19 protein-coding genes are annotated in these 21,144 nt (G+C 64.2%); 14 read left to right on the top strand and 5 right to left on the bottom strand.

The genetic code is table 11. From position 1 onward, the window contains the following. The first annotated feature begins 10 nt into the window (after nucleotides 1-10). Nucleotides 11-958: an AAA family ATPase gene (locus ABIB99_RS25815; RefSeq protein ID WP_014493696.1), complete on the top strand. Its 948-nt coding sequence runs from the start codon at nucleotides 11-13 to the stop codon at nucleotides 956-958. Between the two features lie 5 nt (nucleotides 959-963). Continuing rightward, entirely contained in the window at nucleotides 964-2,343 is a 1,380-nt protein-coding gene (locus ABIB99_RS25810; RefSeq protein ID WP_354178021.1) for a vWA domain-containing protein, read from the top strand. A 25-nt stretch (nucleotides 2,344-2,368) separates the two neighbouring features. Here the strand turns inward: ABIB99_RS25810 and ABIB99_RS25805 are convergent, their stop codons facing one another. Continuing rightward, nucleotides 2,369-2,551, bottom strand: a complete 183-nt coding sequence (locus ABIB99_RS25805) for a hypothetical protein (RefSeq protein WP_028152900.1) — start codon at nucleotides 2,549-2,551, stop codon at nucleotides 2,369-2,371. A 365-nt stretch (nucleotides 2,552-2,916) separates the two neighbouring features. On the opposite strand from ABIB99_RS25805, the gene ABIB99_RS25800 reads away from it, so the two are divergent. Next, a complete protein-coding gene (locus ABIB99_RS25800; protein WP_028152899.1) occupies nucleotides 2,917-3,138 on the top strand; it encodes a hypothetical protein in 222 nt (73 codons plus the stop codon). Between the two features lie 84 nt (nucleotides 3,139-3,222). On the opposite strand, the gene map is transcribed toward ABIB99_RS25800, so the two are convergent. After that, nucleotides 3,223-3,975 carry a type I methionyl aminopeptidase gene (map, locus tag ABIB99_RS25795; protein WP_354178130.1) on the bottom strand — a complete coding sequence of 251 codons (753 nt, stop codon included), beginning with the start codon at nucleotides 3,973-3,975 and terminating at the stop codon, nucleotides 3,223-3,225. A 183-nt stretch (nucleotides 3,976-4,158) separates the two neighbouring features. Between map and ABIB99_RS25790 the strand changes: the two genes are divergently transcribed. Then, entirely contained in the window at nucleotides 4,159-5,478 is a 1,320-nt protein-coding gene (locus ABIB99_RS25790) for a dicarboxylate/amino acid:cation symporter (RefSeq protein WP_063982032.1), read from the top strand. 8 nt (nucleotides 5,479-5,486) lie between these two features. Here ABIB99_RS25790 and ABIB99_RS25785 read toward each other — a convergent pair whose 3' ends face one another. Together ABIB99_RS25785 and ABIB99_RS25780 are read right to left on the bottom strand one after the other, a co-directional pair. After that, nucleotides 5,487-6,860, bottom strand: a complete 1,374-nt coding sequence (locus ABIB99_RS25785) for a hypothetical protein (RefSeq protein WP_354178128.1) — start codon at nucleotides 6,858-6,860, stop codon at nucleotides 5,487-5,489. Nucleotides 6,861-6,961: 101 nt separating this feature from the next. Continuing rightward, entirely contained in the window at nucleotides 6,962-8,236 is a 1,275-nt protein-coding gene (locus ABIB99_RS25780; RefSeq protein ID WP_354178018.1) for an allantoate amidohydrolase, read from the bottom strand. A 399-nt stretch (nucleotides 8,237-8,635) separates the two neighbouring features. On the opposite strand from ABIB99_RS25780, the gene ABIB99_RS25775 reads away from it, so the two are divergent. The 6 genes from ABIB99_RS25775 to ABIB99_RS25750 are packed head-to-tail and all read left to right on the top strand — an operon-like array spanning nucleotide 8,636 to nucleotide 14,508. Continuing rightward, nucleotides 8,636-9,748, top strand: a complete 1,113-nt coding sequence (locus ABIB99_RS25775; RefSeq protein WP_354178017.1) for a BMP family ABC transporter substrate-binding protein — start codon at nucleotides 8,636-8,638, stop codon at nucleotides 9,746-9,748. Then, the gene (locus ABIB99_RS25770; protein WP_354178015.1) at nucleotides 9,745-10,857 is read left to right on the top strand and encodes an ABC transporter permease; all 1,113 of its coding nucleotides are present in this window, start codon (nucleotides 9,745-9,747) and stop codon (nucleotides 10,855-10,857) included. The genes ABIB99_RS25775 and ABIB99_RS25770 overlap by 4 nt, the downstream gene beginning before the upstream one ends. A 1-nt stretch (nucleotide 10,858) precedes the next feature. Then, nucleotides 10,859-11,785 (top strand): ABC transporter permease, encoded by a 927-nt coding sequence (locus tag ABIB99_RS25765; protein ID WP_354178013.1) that lies wholly within the window; start codon nucleotides 10,859-10,861, stop codon nucleotides 11,783-11,785. Between the two features lie 11 nt (nucleotides 11,786-11,796). After that, a complete protein-coding gene (gene biuH / locus ABIB99_RS25760; RefSeq protein ID WP_354178011.1) occupies nucleotides 11,797-12,480 on the top strand; it encodes a biuret amidohydrolase in 684 nt (227 codons plus the stop codon). Further along, entirely contained in the window at nucleotides 12,477-14,009 is a 1,533-nt protein-coding gene (locus ABIB99_RS25755) for an ABC transporter ATP-binding protein (protein WP_354178009.1), read from the top strand. Before biuH ends, ABIB99_RS25755 begins: the two co-directional genes overlap by 4 nt. A 13-nt stretch (nucleotides 14,010-14,022) precedes the next feature. After that, nucleotides 14,023-14,508 (top strand): nucleoside deaminase, encoded by a 486-nt coding sequence (locus tag ABIB99_RS25750; protein WP_354178007.1) that lies wholly within the window; start codon nucleotides 14,023-14,025, stop codon nucleotides 14,506-14,508. A gap of 180 nt (nucleotides 14,509-14,688) precedes the next feature. On the opposite strand, the gene ABIB99_RS25745 is transcribed toward ABIB99_RS25750, so the two are convergent. After that, nucleotides 14,689-15,798 carry a hypothetical protein gene (locus ABIB99_RS25745; protein ID WP_354130744.1) on the bottom strand — a complete coding sequence of 370 codons (1,110 nt, stop codon included), beginning with the start codon at nucleotides 15,796-15,798 and terminating at the stop codon, nucleotides 14,689-14,691. Nucleotides 15,799-16,372: 574 nt separating this feature from the next. Here ABIB99_RS25745 and ABIB99_RS25740 point away from each other — a divergent pair. The 4 genes from ABIB99_RS25740 to ABIB99_RS25725 all read left to right on the top strand — a co-directional run bounded on the left by ABIB99_RS25740 (nucleotide 16,373) and on the right by ABIB99_RS25725 (nucleotide 21,078). After that, complete coding sequence (locus ABIB99_RS25740; RefSeq protein WP_354178005.1) at nucleotides 16,373-17,944, top strand: ABC transporter ATP-binding protein; 1,572 nt, start codon at nucleotides 16,373-16,375, stop codon at nucleotides 17,942-17,944. Further along, nucleotides 17,928-19,019 (top strand): ABC transporter permease, encoded by a 1,092-nt coding sequence (locus ABIB99_RS25735; protein ID WP_354178003.1) that lies wholly within the window; start codon nucleotides 17,928-17,930, stop codon nucleotides 19,017-19,019. The genes ABIB99_RS25740 and ABIB99_RS25735 overlap by 17 nt, the downstream gene beginning before the upstream one ends. Continuing rightward, nucleotides 19,006-19,923, top strand: a complete 918-nt coding sequence (locus tag ABIB99_RS25730; RefSeq protein ID WP_135215155.1) for an ABC transporter permease — start codon at nucleotides 19,006-19,008, stop codon at nucleotides 19,921-19,923. Before ABIB99_RS25735 ends, ABIB99_RS25730 begins: the two co-directional genes overlap by 14 nt. Nucleotides 19,924-20,001: 78 nt before the next feature. Continuing rightward, a complete protein-coding gene (locus tag ABIB99_RS25725; protein WP_063986211.1) occupies nucleotides 20,002-21,078 on the top strand; it encodes a BMP family ABC transporter substrate-binding protein in 1,077 nt (358 codons plus the stop codon). Nucleotides 21,079-21,144: the final 66 nt, after the last annotated feature.

The raw sequence follows: 21,144 nt of genomic DNA, 5'->3' as shown, positions 1-21,144 counted from the left end.
GCGCCCTTTCGTGGCTGAACAGAAGGCCTCGACCTCGATCGAGGCAGTGGAGAGCGGCCTCGCCGCGCAGGGCTATATCGCGAGCCGGCAGATCGCGACCGCCGTCTATTTGTCGCAGCAGATCGAGAAACCGATCCTGGTCGAAGGGCCCGCGGGCGTCGGCAAGACCGAACTTGCCAAGGCCATTGCTGCCTGGCGCGGCATGAAGATGATCCGCCTGCAGTGTTACGAGGGCCTCGACGAGGCCAAGGCGCTCTACGAGTGGAAATACGCAAAACAGCTTCTCTACACCCAGATCCTCAAGGACAAGCTCGGCGAAGTCCTCGGCGGCGCGCAGACGCTGCATGACGCACTCAATCAGCTCCACGATTTCGGCGACGTGTTCTTCTCGAAGGAGTTCGTCGAGCCGCGGCCGCTGCTCCAGGCGCTGGAGCAGCCGGGCGGCTGCGTGCTGCTGATCGACGAGATCGACAAGTCCGACGCTGAATTCGAATCGCTGCTGCTGGAAATCCTCTCCGATTTCCAGGTCACGATCCCGGAGCTCGGCACGGTCGCGGCGATCACGCCGCCGACGGTGATCCTCACCTCGAACAGCGAGCGTGACCTCGGCGACGCCCTGAAGCGGCGCTGCCTGCATCTGCATATCGGCTTCCCCGAGCAGCGACTCGAAGAACGCATCGTCGAGAGCCGCGTCTCCGGCATCTCGCAGGCGCTGCGCCGGCAGATGGTCGGCTTCATCCACGAGATCCGCTCGCTCGACCTGAAGAAGCTGCCTTCGGTCAGTGAGACCATCGACTGGGCGCGCGTTCTGGTTCTACTTCAGGCCTCGGAGCTCGATACGGACATCGTCAAGGACACGCTCAATGTGCTCCTGAAGTACGAGGCCGACATCGAGGCAGCAACGCCGCAAGTTACGACCTTCATTGCCAAGGCGGCACGGTCCAACGTCTTCGGTTGACGCCGATGCGCGAGAATCTCCATCGTTTCTTTCGAGCGGCGCGCGGTGCCGGCGTGCATGTCTCGCCCGCCGAAAGCATCGATGCGATGCGCGCGGTCAACCAGGTCGGCTTTTCCGACCGGGCCATCCTGCGCGATGCGCTGCTCCTGACGCTCGCCAAGTCGCAGGACGAGAAGCTCGCCCTCGGCGACTGCTTTGATCTCTTCTTCAGCCAACCAGAGCCGCGGCAGGATCAACCCGAGGCCGACGACAACGACGACGCATCGCAAGACGCGGATCAGCCCCCCTCACCCGGCTCGGCCAGTGAAGCAGGCGAAGGCCAGCCTTCCGAAGGATTAGGCCCGCTTGCGCAGATGCTGCTGTCGCAGGATCGCAACGCGATCGCAGCCGCGATCGCCAGCGCTTCCGGCGCGGCTTCGCTGTCCGACATCCGCTATTCGACTCAGCGCGGGATCTTTTCCAGCCGCATCCTCGACGCCATGGGCCTTCAGCGCCTGCGCGACGATCTCGACGCGCTCACCGCGACCAATCCGTCGCTGGCCGAGCGTCTGCGCGGCGCGCTGGACGCGTTGCGCGAAGCAGTTCGCGACACGGTCTCGCAAGGCCTTGCGCTTTATGCCCGCGAAGAGGCCGAAAACCTCCGCAACGAGATCCTGCGCAACGCGCCTCTCGCCCGCATCGAGCGGCGCCAGGTCGCGGAGATGCGCGCGCTCATCCGCCAGATCGCGCGGCGCCTGCGCGAGCGCTACTCGAAGCCGCGCAAGCGCCAGCGCCGCGGCCATCTCGACGTGCGTCGCACACTGCGCCGCAACGCGGCCTGGGGCGGCGTGCCCTTCCTCACCGCGTGGAAGCGCAAGCACCGCGACCGGCCCAAGATCGTCGCCATCTGCGACGTCTCAGGCTCGGTCGCGCAGGTCTCCGATTTCTTCCTGCTCCTGATCCACTCGCTGCACGAGGTGGTCGACGACGTCCACTCCTTCGCCTTCTCCTCGCATCTGATCGAGGTCAGCGAGATCCTGGAGAAGAAGTCGCCGGAAGAGGCGATGGCCGAGATCATGTCCAAGGTCGGCTTCGGCTCATCCGACTACGGCTCCTCTCTCGTCGATTTCGAGAAGGAGTTTATGAGCACGCTGACGCCGCAGACCACGGTGATCGTGCTCGGTGACGCCCGCAGCAACAATCTTGACCCGCGCGCCGACATCCTGCGCCGCATCTCCGAACGCTCGAAGCGCGTGGTCTGGCTCAATCCCGAAGGACGGCTCGCCTGGGGCTTCGGTGATTCCGAGATGCCGCGCTACGCGACCTTCTGCACTGTCGTGCGCCAATGCGCCACCGCACAGCAGCTCGAACGCGCCGTGTCCGACATCGTGGCGACTTATCAGTAGACGGCAATCACGTCCGCCGCCGGCGTCAGGCGGCAGTCAGCTCGGCCTGGACGAGGTTGCACTCCCGAAAGTGATGCGCAATTTCGTCGAGCGCGCGCTGCTCCCATTCCTGGGCCTGCGCGAGCCAGAACGCCCGTCGCTCCGAATCCAGCGCCGCGCGCTCTCGGCAGAGGAATTCCTGACTGCGAATTGCCATCAGCCTATTCATGCACTCACACTCCTGTCGTGTGAAGCCAATCCCCTGCGAATCAACGTAGCAGAGTCCAGTCAGAGTCCAATCGCCCTCGCTTCACGATTTCTGTGCATATCGCGACGCGCAATGGGACAGTGATGCTTCCCGTGCACTGCGGTAACTCTCGCCGCACGATCAAGCGCACATCATCAATTAGTGATCGGAGACCGGGACGATTTTCGTGCGCGAACGATCTTAACTGTTGTGGCGCAATGAAGTGCGGCAATTCGTGAAGAGAGGTTCTAAACAGCTTACCGAATTCCCGACTCATTGTCGTCGCATGGTGTTCATGCGGCGCCGCTAACAGAGGCTCGCGAACTTGGACTATCGCTTGAGGCAACATGAGCAACGACATCGACTTCGATCTTTCGCCGGACCAATGGGAAGCGCTGAAAGCGCTTCGCAACCCCGTGTCGAATGGTCGCCTCTCGAAGGCCTATCTCGTCGAAGGTCTCGTCAAGCTCGGTCTCGTTGTTGTCAATGACGGCGTACCTTCGATGACGCCAACCGGACGCAAGGTGCTGGTGCGCGGATCGTGCCGGCTACTGGATCTCGTGGCGTGACGAGACTGTCCGCGCAATAGCTCCGCATGATCGCCTGAAGAATAATCTCTTGCGTTCCCGCTGACGGCGCGTCGCGGGGAGACCTCAACCCGCCAAGGTAACGATCAAAGGTCCATTTCGGGTTGCGACAACCGTGTGCTCGTACTGAACGGTAGGCGCCTCGGGGCTGCTGTAGAGCGTCCATGGATCGTCATCACCGTTCTCGGCCCACTCCGCGCCAAGCGACAGGAACGGCTCGACGGTGAACACCAGGCCATCGCTCATGATGCGGCGCTCGGAGCGATCGGGCCATGTCGCGATCTCCGTCGGCTCCTCGTGGAGCGACAAGCCGACACCGTGACTGGCTAGGTTCTTGACGAGCATGTAGCCGTTTTTCCGCGCAAACGTCCCGATGGCTTGACCGATGCCGGCAATCGGCTTGCCGGCTCCAACCTGCCGCAGGCCCGTCCACATCGCCCGCCGACCATCCCTGCAAAGACGTTCGATCGAACGGGTCGCGGGCGGAACGGCGAACGAGGCTCCCGTATCGGCAAAGAAGCCGCTCTTCTCGGCCGAGACGTCGATGTTGACGAGGTCGCCACGCTCGATCCGCCGGGCACCCGGGATGCCATGAGCGATCTCTTCGTTCACGCTGATACAGGTTGCGCCAGGAAAGGCATAGGCCAGTTCCGGCGCCGAACGCGCTCCGGCGGCCTCAAGGAGCTCTCGTCCGATCCGGTCGAGTTCCGCGGTAGTCATGCCGGGCTCGAGGGCCTTCCCCATCGCATCAAGGGCATTGGCGACGATACGCCCGACCTCTTTCAGGCAGATCAGATCGTTCTCATTCGAGATTGTCATATCAGGCTCTTGCGAAAGCCGGGACATAGCTGTTGCGATGCCGACTTGCAAACGGAAGAGCGCGCGCAGGAATCCTTGGATTTTGCGGCGCCCTGGATGACTTCCAGGACCAAGCCGCGACAATCTGGCACGGTTGTTGCTCCTTTTTGACATCCAAGACGCGTCAAACCGGGGGAGTCCACCATGTCGACCATCACCGCGGCACCTACCGCCGAGCCGAAGCCGCTCTACACCTCGCTGTTCGTCCAGGTTCTCGCCGCGCTGGTGCTTGGCGTCATCCTGGGGATGGCCGTTCCGGACTTCGCCATCGGGCTCAAGATCCTCAGCGATGCCTTCCTGAAGCTGATCTCGATGATCGTGGCCCCGATCGTGTTCTGCGTCGTCGTGCACGGCATTGCCGGCGCCGGCGACCTCAAGAAGGTCGGCCGGGTCGGCGTCAAGGCGCTGGTCTATTTCGAGGTGATGACGACGGTCGCCCTCGTGGTCGGCCTGCTGCTCGCCTATCTCTTCGGCCCCGGCCACGGCATGAACATCGATCCCTCGACGCTCGACGCCAAGGCGCTCAACACCTATGCCGACAACGCCCACAAGCTGTCCGGCGGCGGCATCGGCGCCTTCCTGATGAACGTGATCCCCAGCACCTCGTTCGATGCGCTGTCGCGCAACGACGTGCTCCAGGTGCTGTTCTTCGCGGTCCTGTTCGGTGTCGGCCTTGCGCTCGTCGGCGGCGAGAAGGGCGCGCTGGTCACATCGATCATCGACGCAGCCTCCACCGTGCTGTTTCGGGTCATGGGGCTGATCGTGCGGGTCGCGCCGCTCGGCGTGCTCGGCGCGGTCGCCTATACCGTCGGCAAATACGGTGTCGGCTCGCTGAAGCAGCTCGTTTCGCTGGTGATGCTGTTCTACGTCTCGGTCGGCATCTTCGTGCTGGGCGTGCTCGGCGGCGTGATGGCGCTCGCCGGAATCAACATCCTCAAATTCCTCGCTTACTTGCGCGAAGAGCTGACCATCGTGCTCGCGACCGCGTCCTCCGATGCCGTGCTGCCGCAGATCATGAAGAAACTGGAGCGGATGGGCGTGAAGGATTCCGTGGTCGGCCTCGTCATCCCGACCGGCTATTCCTTCAACCTCGACGCTTTCTCGATCTACCTGACGCTCGCTGTCGTCTTCATCGCGCAGGCGACCAACACGCCGCTGTCCTTCGGCGACCTCTTGCTGGTGCTCGGCGTCTCGCTGATCACGTCGAAAGGCGCGCACGGCGTGCCGGGCTCGGCGATCGTGATCCTGGCCGCGACGCTCAACGCGGTGCCGAGCATTCCCGCCATCGGCCTCGTGCTGGTGCTGTCGGTCGATTGGTTCATCGGCATGGCCCGCGCGGTCGGCAACCTTGTCGGCAATTGCGTAGCGACGGTGGTGGTAGCCGCCTGGGAAGGCGACCTCGACCGCGCCAAGGCGGCCAAGGTGCTGGAGGGCGGCGAACTGGTGGACGTGACCGCGGGATAGGCCGCGGATCAATCATTCCACTGGAGGAGCGGCGTTCCATACGCCCTCCTCCAAACCGACAGGAAGCGCGGAAACCAGGAGTGCGCCACGGCGCCCTTATACGCCCAGGTGCGATACTTCAGGCCCTGCTCCGAGATCAGCTCCTGATAGCCGCCATGGACCTCGGTCGCGGTCCGAATGGCCTTCAATATCCCCTGCGCGCAAGCCCGATAGGTATCGCTCCCTGAGGCTTCATCAAAATCCAGCATCCGATCCGCGAATTCGACATTGAACGTCGGCCACGACGAGCGCCCCTGATAGGCCGGCGCCGCGATCTTGTGGATCATCTTGTTCCGTGGATTATCCGCGGACACCAGGAAGTGGAACGTGCTGGGGATGCGAAAGCGCGGCTCGGCGATGATCAGATCCGTCGTAGCCGCAAACAGCGCCCGCTCGCTGGCATCGTTCATGTCCCAGAAGCCGCGATGCACGCTGACGAAATCCAGGGCCACCAAGGACACCGGTGCGCCCGCCGGGCCGTCAAGCGAATGCCTGATATGGCCGTCCTTGCCGAACAAACGGAGCAGATCTCGCTTGTACTGCGCAAGGTCGCGACCAAGCAGCCGCTTCAGTTCGTTCTCGTCGACGATCCCGAGCTGCACGCCCCACGCGAACGTCGTGTAAACGCAGGCGTTGGTGACGAAGCGCCTGCGCTCGGCCCGCGTATCCGTTGCCGCAGAGCGAGGTCCGCCGGCATCGCACAGCAAATACCTGGTACCGTCAGCGTCAAATGGCTCCAGTTCGCTCGCAAGCCGGAGGATCGCTCGCTTCAGGTCTGCGCCATACTCGGCCAGCAACAGGCGGCCGGCATGTGCGCATTGCGACATTGCCAGATAGGAAGACACTCTCTCGTCGGCACCTATCATCTGCTGGAGACCGGCGAGAATGCCGAGCAGCGTATCCGAGGGCCGCGAGAAATAATTCACGCCGAGGTACCGCCCGCGCCCTGCAGGAACGATGGTCGTCGTGACCACGTCGGCGCGAACCGCCTCCAGCAGGAGGCGAACGCTCTTTTCGAGCAGGCGCGCCCGACGGACCGCGTCCTGCGCATCCATGATGGTTTCAGGGTCCAGGACGTCGGGGTAAAACCAGGCGAAGTCGCGCGGGTAATAGGCGGAGGCGTGCGGCGCTCCCGTGACGAGGAAGGCCTCGGTCACCGAAAAGGCACTGTCCATCGAGTGCCGGTAGAGGTCCTCTATGTCCGACAACGCATGATGCGATTGTCTCAGGAAGCGATCACCGAGAAAATTGACCGCCTGAAGCGCGTTGGCGACAAAGGTCGCAGCCATCCCCTGGTAGAACCGGTTCTCACGATGTGATGGAAAAGAGATGTCGCTGTTCATATGCGTCAATCGGCTGATGTCTCGTGACCCCGTGATGGCGGCCACCATTTTAAACATGACTGATTCGTATCTCTACCCGGTGACTTGCGGGCTTCAGGCTATCAGTTCGCGCCGGCACGGCCCTCCTGCGGCCTGAAATTCTCGATCACCCGCAGCAGCACGCGCGCGCCGGCGTCGGCATCGGCGAGCTCGACGTGCTCGTCAGGGTGGTGGCTGATGCCGCCGCGGCAGCGGACGAAGATCATGCCGACATCGGCGATATCGATCATCGCCATGCCGTCGTGCCCTGCCCCGCTCGGCAGCTCGAACACCGACGCGCCTTCGGCGGCGATCGCCTGTGCGATCTGGTCCTTCAGCCAGGGTGCGCAAGGCGCGGTGCGGTTCTCGTGAGTGACGTCGAGCTGGAGCACCAATTGCCGGCGCTTGGCGATGGCCTCGATCTGGCGGACGACGTCGGCGACCGCGCGCTTGCGATGCATGTCGGTCGGTGCCCGCATGTCGATGGTGAACGACACTTCGCCCGGGATGACATTGGTCGCCCCGGGCCTCGCCTGGATATAGCCGACGGTGCCGACCAGCCCGTCCGCGTCGGTGCGGCAAAACTGCTCGATCGCGCCGATGCATTCGGCCGCGCCGGCGAGCGCATCGCGGCGCAGCGCCATCGGCACGGTGCCGGCATGACCGGCCATGCCGGTCAGCCGCGCAGCGAGCCGTGTCGCGCCCGCAATCGCAGTGACGACCCCGACGGGCAGGTTCCGGGCTTCCAGCACCGGGCCCTGCTCGATGTGCAATTCGAGATAGGCGAGCAGTTCGCGCCGGGCCCGCGCGGCCGCGCCGATGTGATCGGGATCGAGGCCGAACGCGACGAGCGCATCGCGCATCGACACGCCGTCGCGGTCGCGCGTGTTCAGGACGCTCTCGTCGAAGGTGCCCGCCACCGCCCGGCTTCCGAGCAGCGTCGAGGCGAAACGTACCCCCTCTTCATCGGCAAAGCCGATCACCTCGATCGCGAACGGCAGGCGCTTGCCGCGGCGATTGAGATCGGCGACGCAGGCGATCGCCGTGATCACCCCCAGCGGCCCATCCCATTTGCCGGCATCGCGCACCGTGTCGTAGTGCGAGCCGAGCATCAGGCAGGGCGCCCCCGGCTGCTCGCCTTCGTAGCGTCCGCAGACATTCCCGATCGCATCGAGATGCGCGCTCATGCCGGCTTCGCGCATCCAGTCCAGGATGATGTCAGCGGCCTTGCGCAGCTCGTTGGTGAGATAGATGCGGGTGAGCTTGTCGCCGTCTTCCGAGATCGCGGCGAGCTCGTCGATCCGTCGCACGATCTCCCCGCCGAGCGATGCATTCTGAACGGCGTTACCAGCAACCATCTCGGCGAGCTTCCCATCTCTTGGTACCGCGGCGGCGGTCCTGGCGGCTATCGATACAAGTTCGGTGCCAGCAAAAAATCACGAACGCGGTCCCGATCCGCGCGTGGGTAGCATGAATGCGGGTTGCCGGCAGTTCGTAGCTCCCGCCATGGACACACACGAGCTGGCCTGGCTGCTCAACTCAATTGCATACAACTTCTATATTTTGCTCAAGAATTAATCTGCCAGCTTACTCGGCGGGATTCTGAAAATTTATAAACACGATACTTTTCAATGGCTTCAGATCAATTGACTGTTCCGTGGCCTCTGGCACGAAGCTTGCGACATCCTATCCCCAGGCTCCGCCAGACCGGCGCGGCCGCGAGATTAAGGCGGGACATCCGCCAAGGGGAGCGAGCAATGGATTTCGGCAAGATTTCACGACGTCATTTGTTGCAGGGCGGCGCGGCCCTGACCCTCGGTGCAGCGGCGGGCGTCCGTCCCGCCTTCGCGGCCGATACCACCATCGGCTTCATCTATGTCGGCTCGCGCGACGACTACGGCTACAACCAGGCGCATGCGCAGGGCGCGGCGGCACTGAAGAAAATTCCGGGGCTGAAGGTCGTCGAGGAAGAGAAGGTGCCGGAGACCGACGCGGTCGAGAAGACGATCGAGTCCATGATCAACCTCGACGGCGCCACCCTGCTCTTCCCGACCTCGTTCGGCTACTACAACCCTCACATGATCAAGATGGCCACCAAGTTCCCGAAGCTGCGCTTCGAGCACTGCGGCGGCCTGTGGAGCGACAAGGATCCGAAGAACGCCGGCAGCTATTTTGGCTATATCGACGAGGCCCAGTACATCTCGGGCATCGTTGCCGGCTACACCTCCAAGAGCGGCAAGGTCGGCTTCGTTGCCGCCAAGCCGATCCCGCAGGTGCTGCGTAACATCAACGCCTTCGCACTCGGCGCCAGGCTCGCCAATCCCAAGGCCACCACCCAGGTTATTTTCACCGGCGATTGGTCGATGCCGGTCAAGGAGGCCGAAGCCACCAACAGCCTGATCGATCAGGGCGTCGACGTGCTCACCTGCCATGTCGACGGTCCGAAGACCATGGTCGAGAACGCGGCCCGCCGCGGCGCCTTCGTCTGCGGTTATCACACCAATCAGTCGCCGCTGGCGCCGAAGGCGTATCTCACGGGCGCCGAGTGGAATTGGGAAGCGCTCTATCCGAAGTTCGTGAAGATGATCGCCGCCGGCGAAAGCATCCCGAACTTCTATCGCGGCGGACTCAAGGAAGAGATCGTCAAGACCTCGCCCTACGGTGAGGCAGTCTCCGCCGAAGCGCGCAAGCACGCCGACGAGGTCAAGGCCAAATTCCTGTCGGCGGAGGGCTACGCCATCTTCAAGGGCGGGCTGCTCGACAACAAGGGCAAGACGGTGATCGCAGCCGGCACAGATCGCGGCCAGAAGGATCCTGAGCTGGAGAAGATGGACTACCTGGTCGACGGCGTGATCGGAGCGACTTCGTGACAACGGAAGCCGCGGATTCCACTGAAGCGGCCGGGGCAATTGCCCCGGCCGCCGGTCCCGGCTTTCTTCAGCGCCACGGCGCGACCATCGAATACGTCCTGATCCCGGGCGCGGCGCTGGCCGGCGCGCTCGTGATCTTCGGCATCTTCGTCGCGATGTTCGGCAAGAACCCGCTCGATCTCTATTTTTATATGTACTACGGCGCTTTCGGCACCTGGTTCTCCTGGCAGAATACGTTGACGCGTGCTGCGCCGCTGATCCTCACCGCGCTCTGCACCGCACTGCCGGCACAGCTCGGCATGGTCATCATCGGCGGCGAAGGCGCGCTCCTGATCGGCGCGCTGTCGGCGACCAGCGCCGCGCTGGCGCTTCAGGGCATGCCGCCGCTCGTCGTGCAAATTGCCATGGTCATCGGCGGCGTGATCGGCGGCGGTCTGTGGATCATGCTGTCGGGCGGCTTGCGCCAGTATCGCGGCGTCAACGAGACCATCTCGAGCCTGCTGCTCGTCTACATCGCGCTCGCGATCCTCAACCATCTTGTTGAGGGGCTGATGCGCGATCCCGCCAGCCTCAACAAGCCGTCGACGCGCGAGATCGGCGCCGCCAACATGATCGGCAGCATTCCCGGCACCGACGTGCATTGGGGCCTCGTCTTCGGCCTGATCGCCGCGATCGCTGCCTACGTCCTGATCTATCACACCGTGTTCGGCTTCGCCGCGCGCGTCGCCGGCGGCAACATCCGCGCCGCAAAGATCGTCGGTCTCGGCGTCAGCAAGTTGATCCTGACCATCTGCTTCCTCGCCGGCGGCGCCGCGGGCCTTGCCGGCATGATCGAGGTCGCCGCCGTGCAGGGACGCACCAACGCCAACCTTGCGGCGGGCTACGGCTTCACCGGCATTCTCGTCGCCTTCCTCGCCCGGCAGAATCCGCTCGCGATCATTCCTGTCGCGATCCTGCTCGGCGGCATCAGCGCCAGCGGCGGCCTGCTGCAGCGCCGCCTCGGATTGCCCGACGCATCCGTTCTGGTGCTTCAGGGCATCATCTTCGTCTTCGTGCTGGCCAGCGATGCACTTTACGGCCGCATCGGATTTTTGAAGGGAAAATCCTGAGATGGCGGACGGATCGATCGGCCTCTGGACCGTCCCCCTCGCCGTGCTCGGCGGCGCCATCCGCGTCTCCACGCCGTTCCTGTTCGTGAGCCTGGGCGAATGCATCACCGAGCGCTCCGGCCGCATCAATCTCGGCCTCGAGGGCACGCTGGTGATGGGGGCGATGAGCGCCTACGGCATCTCCTATCTCACGGGCTCGCCCTGGCTTGGCGTGCTTGCCGCCGGCATCACGGGTGCACTGCTGGGCGCATTGCACGCCGGTATCTGCTCGCTGCCGCGCGTCAACGATATCGCGGTCGGCATCGCGCTGATGCTGTTCGGCACCGGCCTTGCCTTCTATCTCGGCAAGCCGCTGATCGAGCCCACCGCGCCGCGCCTGCCCGCGATCGATTTTGGCTGGTGGAGCGACGTCCCACAGGTCCGCGCCGCGCTGCGCGTCAACGTCCTGTTCCTGATCGGCGTCGCGCTCGCGCCAATCCTCTATTGGGCCTTCCGTACCACGCGCTGGGGCCTTTTGATCCGCACCGCCGGCGAGAGCTCCGATGCCACGCGCGCGATGGGCCATTCCGTGCTGCTGATCCGCCTGCGTGCGACCATGGTCGGGGGTTTCCTCGCCGGCATCGGCGGCTCGTTCCTGTCGCTGTTCTATCCCGGAAGCTGGAACGAAGGCCTGTCCTCCGGCCAGGGCATCACGGCCGTGGCCCTCGTGATCTTCGCGCGCTGGGATCCCCTGCTCTGCCTGTGGGCCTCGCTCGCCTTCGGCGGTGCCGCGGCCCTGGGCCCTGCACTGCAATCGGTCGGCGTCACCTCCGGCTACCACCTCTTCAACGCCGCCCCCTACATCCTGACGCTGGCGATCATGATCATCACCTGCTCGCCGAAACGCACGCTGACCGGAGCCCCGGCCGAATTGTCGATCACCCGCTAGAGAGCGAAATCATGCCCGAGCGCTATCTCAAGTCCGAGCCCTACGCCTGGCCTTACAATGGCGATCTCCGTCCCGAAAACACCGCGCTCATCATCATCGACATGCAGACCGATTTCTGCGGCATCGGCGGCTATGTCGACAAGATGGGCTACGACCTCTCGCTGACGCGGGCGCCGATCGAGCCGATCAAGAAGTTGCTCGCAGCGATGCGCGCGCAAGGCTTCCACATCATCCATACGCGCGAAGGCCACCCCCCCGATCTCTCCGACCTTCCCGCCAACAAGCGCTGGCGCTCGCGCCAGATCGGCGCCGGCATCGGCGATCCCGGCCCTTGCGGGCGTATCCTCGTTCGCGGCGAGCCGGGCTGGGACATCATCGAGGAGCTGGCGCCGCTGCCGGGCGAGCCGATCATCGACAAGCCCGGCAAGGGCTCGTTCTGCGCCACCGACCTGGAGTTGATCCTGCGCGTGCGCGGCATCGAGAACATCGTGCTGACGGGCATCACGACCGACGTGTGCGTCCACACCACCATGCGCGAGGCCAACGACCGCGGCTTCGAATGCGTCCTGCTGCACGATTGCTGCGGCGCGACCGACAAGAGCAATCACGACCATGCACTGAAGATGATCAAGATGCAGGGCGGCGTGTTCGGCGCGGTCTCGACGTCGGACGCCTTCATCGGAGCTATTTCGTGATCATCGGCGAAACGCCGCCGCCAGCAGGCGCCTTCGGCGTCGACGCCATCGCAATGACCATGCGCTTCGGCGACTTCCTCGCGCTCGACAATGTCGAGCTGAAGGTGCGGCCGGGCTCGTTCCACGCGCTGCTCGGCGAGAACGGCGCCGGCAAGTCGACGCTCGTCAAATGCATCATGGGCTATTACCACGCGACCGAAGGCGACATCCTCGTCGGCGGCCGCGAGCAGGCGATCGCAAATCCAAAGGACGCTCACGCGCTCGGCCTCGGCATGGTCTACCAGCATTTTACCCTGGTGCCGGCCATGACGGTCGCCGAAAACCTCGTGCTGGCCCGCGACGATGTGCCGGCCGTGATGAACTGGCCGAAGGAGATGAAGGAGCTCGAGGCCTTTCTGGCGCGGATGCCGTTCAAGGTGCCGCTCGGCGCCAAGGTCTCCGACATCTCCGCCGGGGAGCGGCAGAAATGCGAGATCCTCAAGCAGCTCTATCTGAAGCGCCGCTTCCTGATCCTGGACGAGCCGACCTCGGTGCTGACGCCGGCGGAGGCCGACGAAGTGCTCGGCATGCTCCGCGACATGGTCGTCAAGGGCGAACTGACCATCCTGATGATCACGCACAAATTCCGCGAGGTTATGGCCTTCGCCGACGACGTCACCATCCTGCGCCGCGGCAAGCTCGCAGGTGCCGGCAAGGTTTCCGAACTCACACCGGATGCGATGGCACGAACCATGATCGGCGCCGAGGAGCTGACCGTGCAGCCGCCGCGCACCGGCGAAGCCGGCCAGGCCCGGCTGGAACTGGCAAAGGTCCGCGCGCTTGACGACGCAGGCGCCATCGCCGTGCACGACGTCTCACTCACGGTCCGCGCCGGCGAGATCGTCGGGATTGCCGGCGTTTCCGGCAATGGCCAGCGCCAGCTCGTCGAGGTATTGGCCGGCCAGCGCGAGGCGGAGAGCGGAGAAGTGCGCGTCGCCGGCGATTCCTATCATGCCAGCCGCGAAGAGATGCGCCGCCACAAGATGTCGCTCCTGCCCGAGGAGCCGCTGAAGAACGCCTGCGTCGGCGGCATGAGCGTCGCCGACAACATCGCCTTCCGCGAATTCGACCGCGCGCCCTTCGCCAGCGGCGGCTGGTGGCTCAACCGCGGCGCCTTCCGCGACGATGCGAAGAAGAAGATCGCCCAGTACAAGATCAAGACCCGCACCCCGGACACGCCGATCGCTGCGCTGTCGGGCGGCAACGTCCAGCGCGCCGTGCTGGCGCGCGAGCTTGGCGGCAACGTCGAGGTGCTGATCGCGGCCAATCCCTGCTTCGGCCTCGACTTCGCGGCGGTGGCGCAGATCCACGCCGAGATCATGGCCGCACGCAACCGTGGCGCCGCCGTGCTGCTCGTCAGCGAGGACCTCGACGAATTGCTCGAACTCTCCGATCGGCTGGTGGTGATGTTCCACGGCGAATTCGTGTATGAAGCACGAACCAGCGAAGCCGATCTGACCGTGGTCGGCCGGCATATGGCGGGGCATTGACCAGGGACGAGCGATGAGCGGCGGATCCGAGCGCGACGAACACTTCCTCCGCCTGTCCTTTACGGTCGCGCGCCGCTCCCTCACCCATGGCAACCATCCGTTCGGCTGCGTCGTCGTCGATGCCGAGGGCAACGCGCTGATCGAGACCGAGAACGGCTACATGCCCGACCACGACGGCACTGCGCATGCCGAGCGCCTGGCGGCCACGCAGGCCTGCCGTACGCTCAGCCGCGAGGTGCTGGCGACATCCACGCTCTATTCCTCCGCCGAGCCCTGCGCGATGTGCGCCGGCGCGATCTACTGGGCCGGCATCGGTCGCGTGGTTTACGGCCTCAGCGAGCACCGCCTGCGCGGCGTCACCGGCAATCATCCGGAGAACCCGACGCTCGACCTGCCCTGTCGCGAGGTCTTTGCCAGCGGCCAGCGACCGACGGAAGTCGTCGGGCCGCTGCTTGAGGACGAGGCCGCGGCGCTGCACGACGGCGTGTGGACCAAGTAGCGAGCTCAACAACTTGACTTCGGAGGGTGGGCAAAGCGAAGCGTGCCCACCAATCCCAACCGCTCGAAGAGATGGTGGGCACGGCGCGCTGCGCCTTTGCCCACCCTACGCTCTCACAAACGCCGATGGCGCTACGCATCTCTGCGCGGCGCCATCGTTGTAGCTTGGAGACTCAGCCGATCAGAACTTCACAGTGATACCGCCGTAAACCGTCGACTCGGTGCAGCTGTTGGTGCTCTGGCCGGTCGCGGCGACCGTGCAGACGCCGGGCATGGCGTTGTGGTCGAGGCCGAACTTGTTCTGCCAGTAGCGGTAGGCGACCCAGAGGTCGACGAAGTGCGAGTACTTGTCACCCCAGGCGGCCTTCGAAGCGTCGAAGGTCAGACGGATCGGTTCGCTGTTCAACTCGACCTTGGAAGCAGTAGAGAACCGGCCAGGGCCGGAGAGCGCGGGAAGGCCGTTCGAGTCGCCCTTCGCTCCATACCAGCCGGCGCGGCCGCTGATCGACCAGAACTGCATGTTCGGCGGCAGGAAACCGAGGTCCATGTAGTAGTTGATTTCGACGGCCCAGGTCGGGTTGTAGCTGACATTGCCATCGGAATTACAGCTCACACCCGGGAGGGGGCCAGCAAAACCGCTGCCGCACTGAGTGAAGGCGTTGTGGTTGGAGAACTCCCAGTACATCAAGGGCGCGACGTTGATGTAGCCCTTGTAAGGAAGATCGAAGGCGAACTGGAGACCGGCAACGACGTCCCGCTTCGCGGGCGCCAAGAAGGTGTTCTCGGAATTGCCATCCATACCGACTTCAAACGAGATGTTCTGCAGCGGCCCCGTGGTGAAGGCCTTGGTGTTGAAGAGCTGGTTCCAGCCGAAGGTCGAGCGGAATAGGCCGTAGATCTCGGTCGCGCCGGCGCAGTCGGCTGCACCGAAGGAGGAGGACAGACCAGGTGCGATACAGGGCGAAGCAGGGTCGTTATGACCCGACTTGAACATGGAGATGGTGAAGAAGTTGGTGCCGTAGGCCCAGAGGTCGAAGTGCGTGAACGAATAAACCTGCTTGGCGGTCGTACCGTTGATGCTGCCGTTCGGATTGACGCTCCACATGCCGGGGTCAGTGCCCTTGGGCATCCAGGAGAACGTGACGCGGTTGTCGATCACCAGGAAGAACGGGACGTCCGACGCTTTCTTGGCAGCCTTGACCGGCAGGTCCGCTGCCTGAGCCAGGCCACTGGTAGCGAGTGTAGCAATCGACAGCGCCGCGGCTGCGATTGCCTTGAAACCAAACGACATCCTGAATACCCCCAAGTTTGGACACGTAAAAATGAACGCCCCTTGGGGGCGACACTTGCGCCGATCTTCCGGAGTGAGAAGCCTCAACTTTTTTCAAGGCATGCCGCTTGTTTCGGCAGGAGGCGGCCTTTCAACCCAGGAATTCGAGGATCTTTTCCGTTTCGCTGTTGCGTGCGTGCGGTGACGCGATGCCGAAGATTCCCGTTTGATTTCATTTGTCTTTTGTGGCGGCGCAAGAATGCAGACACAATTGACGATAGCGACCGTTGGCCCGGTCGGGAATTGCATACGCGCGCCGGCGCGACTTTGCTCAACTTCACGTCAGGCCTGCACAGCGGGTTCCGATTTGGTTTGAGCCGTCACAAATTTGCAACAGGCGTCTCTCGCAGGAGGCCGCCGCAATGGCTCTCCCTGATGTCGGTTGGAAACGATCATCGACTGACAAGGGCCGCGACTCGCGACACAGACCGCCTGCCGAAGCGTTGAGCAAGGGATGACGCTTTTTCACATCTTACGCGACGGTTCAAACTAGCCCACAATTGAGGCAATTCACCCCGTGCCAGCGCATCAGCGAATGTTAGACCAGACGTCCAACGACCTGCATTCCGGCGAGCCCCCTCTGCTTCAGACGATCGGGCTCACCAAGCGCTATGGTGATTTCCTCGCCAACGATTCCATCGACATTGGTATCTGGCCCAAGGAAATCCACGCTCTGCTCGGCGAGAACGGCGCCGGCAAGTCGACGCTGGTCAAGGCGATCTACGGGCTGATCCAGCCCAGCGCCGGCGAGATTCGCTGGCAGGGCGAACGAATCGTGCTGTCGGGTCCGTCGGAAGCGCGCAGCCGCGGCATCGGCATGGTGTTCCAGCATTTCTCGCTGTTCGACAATCTCACGGTCGCCGAGAACGTCGCGCTCGGCCTCGACGGCAGGGAATCCTTCAAGGACATGTCGGCGCGGCTGGAGCAGGTGTCGAAGACCTATGGACTGCCGCTCGATCCCAGGCGCGAGGTCTGGCAACTCTCGGTCGGCGAGCGCCAGCGCATCGAGATCGTCCGCGCGCTGATGCAGGATCCGAAATTCCTGATCCTGGACGAGCCCACTGCCGTGCTGACACCGCAGGAGGCCGACCAGCTCTTCATCGTGCTGGAACGCCTCAAGGCCGAAGGCCGCGCCATCCTCTACATCAGCCACAAGCTCGACGAAGTGAAGCGGCTCTGCGACACCGCCACGATCCTGCGCGGTGGCAAGAAGGTCGAGACCTGCAATCCCAGACTCGAGACCGCGGCCTCGCTCGCGCGGATGATGGTCGGCGGCGAGATCAGGGAAGTGAGAGCACCGGCAGGCCGGAAGACCACCGTGCCGCGGCTCGTCGTCAACGACCTTTCACTCGCGCCGAGCGAGGCGCATGGCGTGCGGCTCGAGCACATCTCGTTCGAGCTGAAGGGCGGCGAGATCCTCGGCATCGCCGGCGTCGCCGGCAATGGCCAGGACGAGTTGTTCGCCGCACTCTCCGGCGAACGCCTGTCGAACGACCCCGGCACCGTCGTGATCGAAGGCATCGCCGCCGGCCACCTCTCGATCACGCAGCGCCGCAAGCTGGGCGCGGCCTTCGTCCCGGAGGAACGGCTCGGCCACGGCACCGCGCCGCGCATGAAGCTGTCGGAGAACGCGCTGCTGACCGGGCACGCCGCCAGCGGCATGGTCCATCACGGCTTCATCGACACCGCGGCGACACTAATGACCGTGGACCGCGCGACCGAAACGTTCGACGTGCGCAAGGCCAAGCGGGATCCGGAAGCGGCGAGCCTGTCCGGCGGCAATCTGCAGAAGTTCATCGTCGGCCGCGAGATCCTGCGCAACCCCGCGGTGCTGGTGGTGAGCCAGCCGACCTGGGGCGTCGATGCCGGCGCCGCCGCCGTGATCCGCCAGGCGCTGCTTGATCTCGCAACCGCGGGCGCCGCCGTGCTCGTCACCAGCCAGGATCTCGACGAGCTCGCCGAGATCGCCGACCGCATCGCCGTGATGTTCCATGGCCGGCTGTCGACGCCGCTTGCAACAAGCGAAGCCACGCGCGAAAAACTCGGCCTGTTGATGGGGGGCAGCAGCCTGGAGCCGAAGGAGGCCGCGCATGCAGTTGGTGCTTGAGAAGCGCGTCGAGCGTTCCAACACGATCGCGCTGGTCTCGCCGCTGATCGCGATCGGCCTCACGATCGCGACCATGACCGTGCTGTTCGCGATCCTCGGCAAGAATCCCCTTCTGGCGCTGCAAGCCTATTTCATCGCGCCGTTGACCGACGGCTATTCACTGCAGGAGATCGCGGTGAAGGCGACGCCTCTGGTGATGATCGCGATCGGGTTGTCGCTCTGCTATCTCGCCAATGCCTGGAACATCGGCGCCGAGGGGCAATTCCTGATCGGCGCGGTCGCCGGAAGCTGGATCGCGGTGAAGACGCAGGGCACCGATGCGGGCGCCTGGGTGCTTCCGACCATGCTCGTGCTCGCGGCCGCCGCGGGCGCGCTCTACGCGCTGATCCCGGCGATCTGCAAGGTGAAGTTCGGCGCCAGCGAAATCCTGACCAGCCTGATGCTGGTCTATGTCGCCGACCTCTTCCTCGACTATCTCGTGCGCGGCCCCTGGCGCGATCCGCATGGATTCAACTTCCCGACCACGGCGGAGTTCGATCCGGTAGCGACGGTGCCCCTGTTGATTGAAGGCGGTCGGCTGCATCTCGGCTCGATCATCGCCCTGCTAGTCGTCGCGGCAGCCGCGATCCTGCTCGGCCGAACCATCAAGGGCTTTGAGATTCGCGTGGTCGGCGCGGCGCCGCGCGCCGCACGGTTCGGCGGCTTCAACGCCAACCAGCTGATCATCCTGACCTTCGCCGTCTCCGGCGCGCTCGCAGGCCTTGCCGGCATCATCGAGGTCGCGGGTCCGGTCGGGCATCTCCAGCCCGGCATCTCGCCCGGCTACGGCTTTACCGCGATCATCGTCGCCTTCCTCGGCCGGTTGAACCCGCTTGGAATATTAATTGCAGGCCTTTTCCTCGCATTGACCTTTATCGGCGGCGAGCAGGCGCAGATCGCGATGAAGATCCCGTTGGACGTCACCAAGGTATTCCAGGGCATTCTGCTGTTCTACGTGCTCGCCTGCGATTCGCTCATTCTCTATCGCTTCAAGCTGGTTTTCCCGAACCGACAGGTGGCCCGTGGAACTGGTTGAAGCCATCATCCTCGCGGTGCTCGCCGCATCCACGCCGCTCCTGATCGCGGCGACCGGCGAGCTCGTGACCGAGCGCTCCGGCGTGCTCAATCTCGGCGTCGAGGGCATGATGATCGTCGGTGCAGCCTGCGGTTTTGCAGGTGCGTGGCTCACCGGCTCGATCTTCATCGGCGCGCTGTTCGGCATCGTCGCGGGCACGCTGATGTCGCTGGTGTTCGCGCTGATGACGCTCGGGCTCGCCGTCAACCAGGTTGCAACGGGTCTCGCGCTGACCATCCTCGGCGTCGGCCTGTCCGGCCTGATCGGCGCCGGCTTCGTCGGCGAGCGCATCACGCCCGCGATGCACCTCTATATTCCCGGCCTCACGGACATGCCGCTGATTGGCCGGGTGCTGTTCGGCGAGGACGCCTTCGTCTATTTCTCCATCGCGCTCGTCGTCGGCGTCTGGTGGTTCCTGTACCGCACGCGGGCGGGGTTGATCTTGCGCGCCTGCGGCGACAACCATGTCTCCGCGCATGCGCTCGGCTACCCCGTGCTGCGCATCCGCACCTTCGCCGTGATGTTCGGCGGCGCCTGCGCAGGCCTTGCCGGCGCCTATCTGCCGCTCGCCTACACGCCGTTCTTCATTCCCGGCATGACCGCGGGGCGCGGCTGGATCGCGCTGGCGCTGGTCGTGTTTTCGTCCTGGCGGCCGGGCCGGCTCGTGGTCGGCGCTTATCTGTTCGGCGCGGTGACGATCCTGCAACTCCACGCTCAGGGCTGGGGCGTCGGCATTCCCTCGCAATTCATGTCGGCGCTGCCTTACCTCGCAACCGTCATCGTCCTGGTCCTGCTCTCACGCGCGCGCACCGGCGGCTCGACCGCGCCGGCCGCGCTCGGCACTGTGTTCGTGCCGGACCGCTAGCGTTTCATTTCCGCGGCGTGCGCGATGGGGCGCGTACGTTGCGGATCGTGGCTGTCCCCTGATGTTTGGAGATTGATGATGAGGAAATCACTTCTTGCGCTGGCTGCCGGGCTTTTGCTTGCCGGAAGCGTCAGCGCAGCCTCCGCCGCCGACAAGCTGAAAGTCGGCTTCATCTATCTGGGTCCGATCGGAGACTTGGGCTGGACCTACCAGCACGACCTAGCGCGCCAGGCCCTGGTGAAGGAGCTGGGGGACAAGATCGAGACCACCTATCTCGAGAACGTGCCCGAAGGTCCCGACGCCGAGCGCTCCATCGAGCAGCTCGTCCGCGCCGGCAACAAGCTGATCTTCACGACCTCGTTCGGCTACATGGACCCGACGCTGAAAGTCGCCAAGAAATATCCGAACGTGCATTTCGAGCACGCCACCGGCTACAAGCGCAACCCGAACATGTCGACCTACTCGGCCAAATGGTGGCAGGGCCGCTACATCCAGGGCCTGATCGCGGCCAAGATGTCGAAGTCCGGCGTGCTCGGCTATATCGGCTCGTTCCCGATTCCGGAGGTCGTCTCCGGCATCAACGCGACGATCCTGGCGGCGCAGACCATCAATCCAAACATCAAGGTCAAGATCATCTGGGCCAACACCTGGTTCGACCCGGGCAAGGAGGCCGACGCCGCCAAGGCGCTGATCGACCAGGGCGCCGACGTGATCATGCAGCACACGGATTCGCCGGCGGCGATGCAGATTGCCAGCGAACGCGGCAAGCTCGCTTTCGGCCAGGATTCCGAGATGATCAAGTTCGGGCCGAAGACCCAGCTCACCTCGATCCTGGACACCTGGGGCCCTTACTACATCGAGCGCGTCAAGGCCGAGCTCGCCGGCACCTGGAAGTCCGAGGACAGCTGGGGTGGCCTCGACAGCCATATGTTTGCGATGGCGCCCTACACCAACATGCCTGACGACGTGAAGAAGCTCGCCGAGGATGCCCAGGCCGCGATCACAGCGGGCAAGCTGCATCCATTCAAGTGCCCGGTCGTTGGGCAGGACGGCAAGCCGGTCGAGTGCAAAGGTGGCGATCACCTCGATGACGGCCAGATCCTCGGCATGAATTTCTACGTCAAGGGCATCGACGACAAGCTTCCGGGCAAGTAGCACGCTTCTTGCATTGCCTAGATCACCTGCTCCTCCCGGAGGAGGTTCGGAGGGGGTGGCCAGAAG

It is taken from the genome of Bradyrhizobium sp. LA6.1, from assembly GCF_040547805.1.
Classification (GTDB): Bacteria; Pseudomonadota; Alphaproteobacteria; order Rhizobiales; family Xanthobacteraceae; genus Bradyrhizobium; species Bradyrhizobium barranii.
Note: the sequence above shows the minus strand (reverse complement) of the source record. Positions and strands in the feature narration are given on the sequence as shown.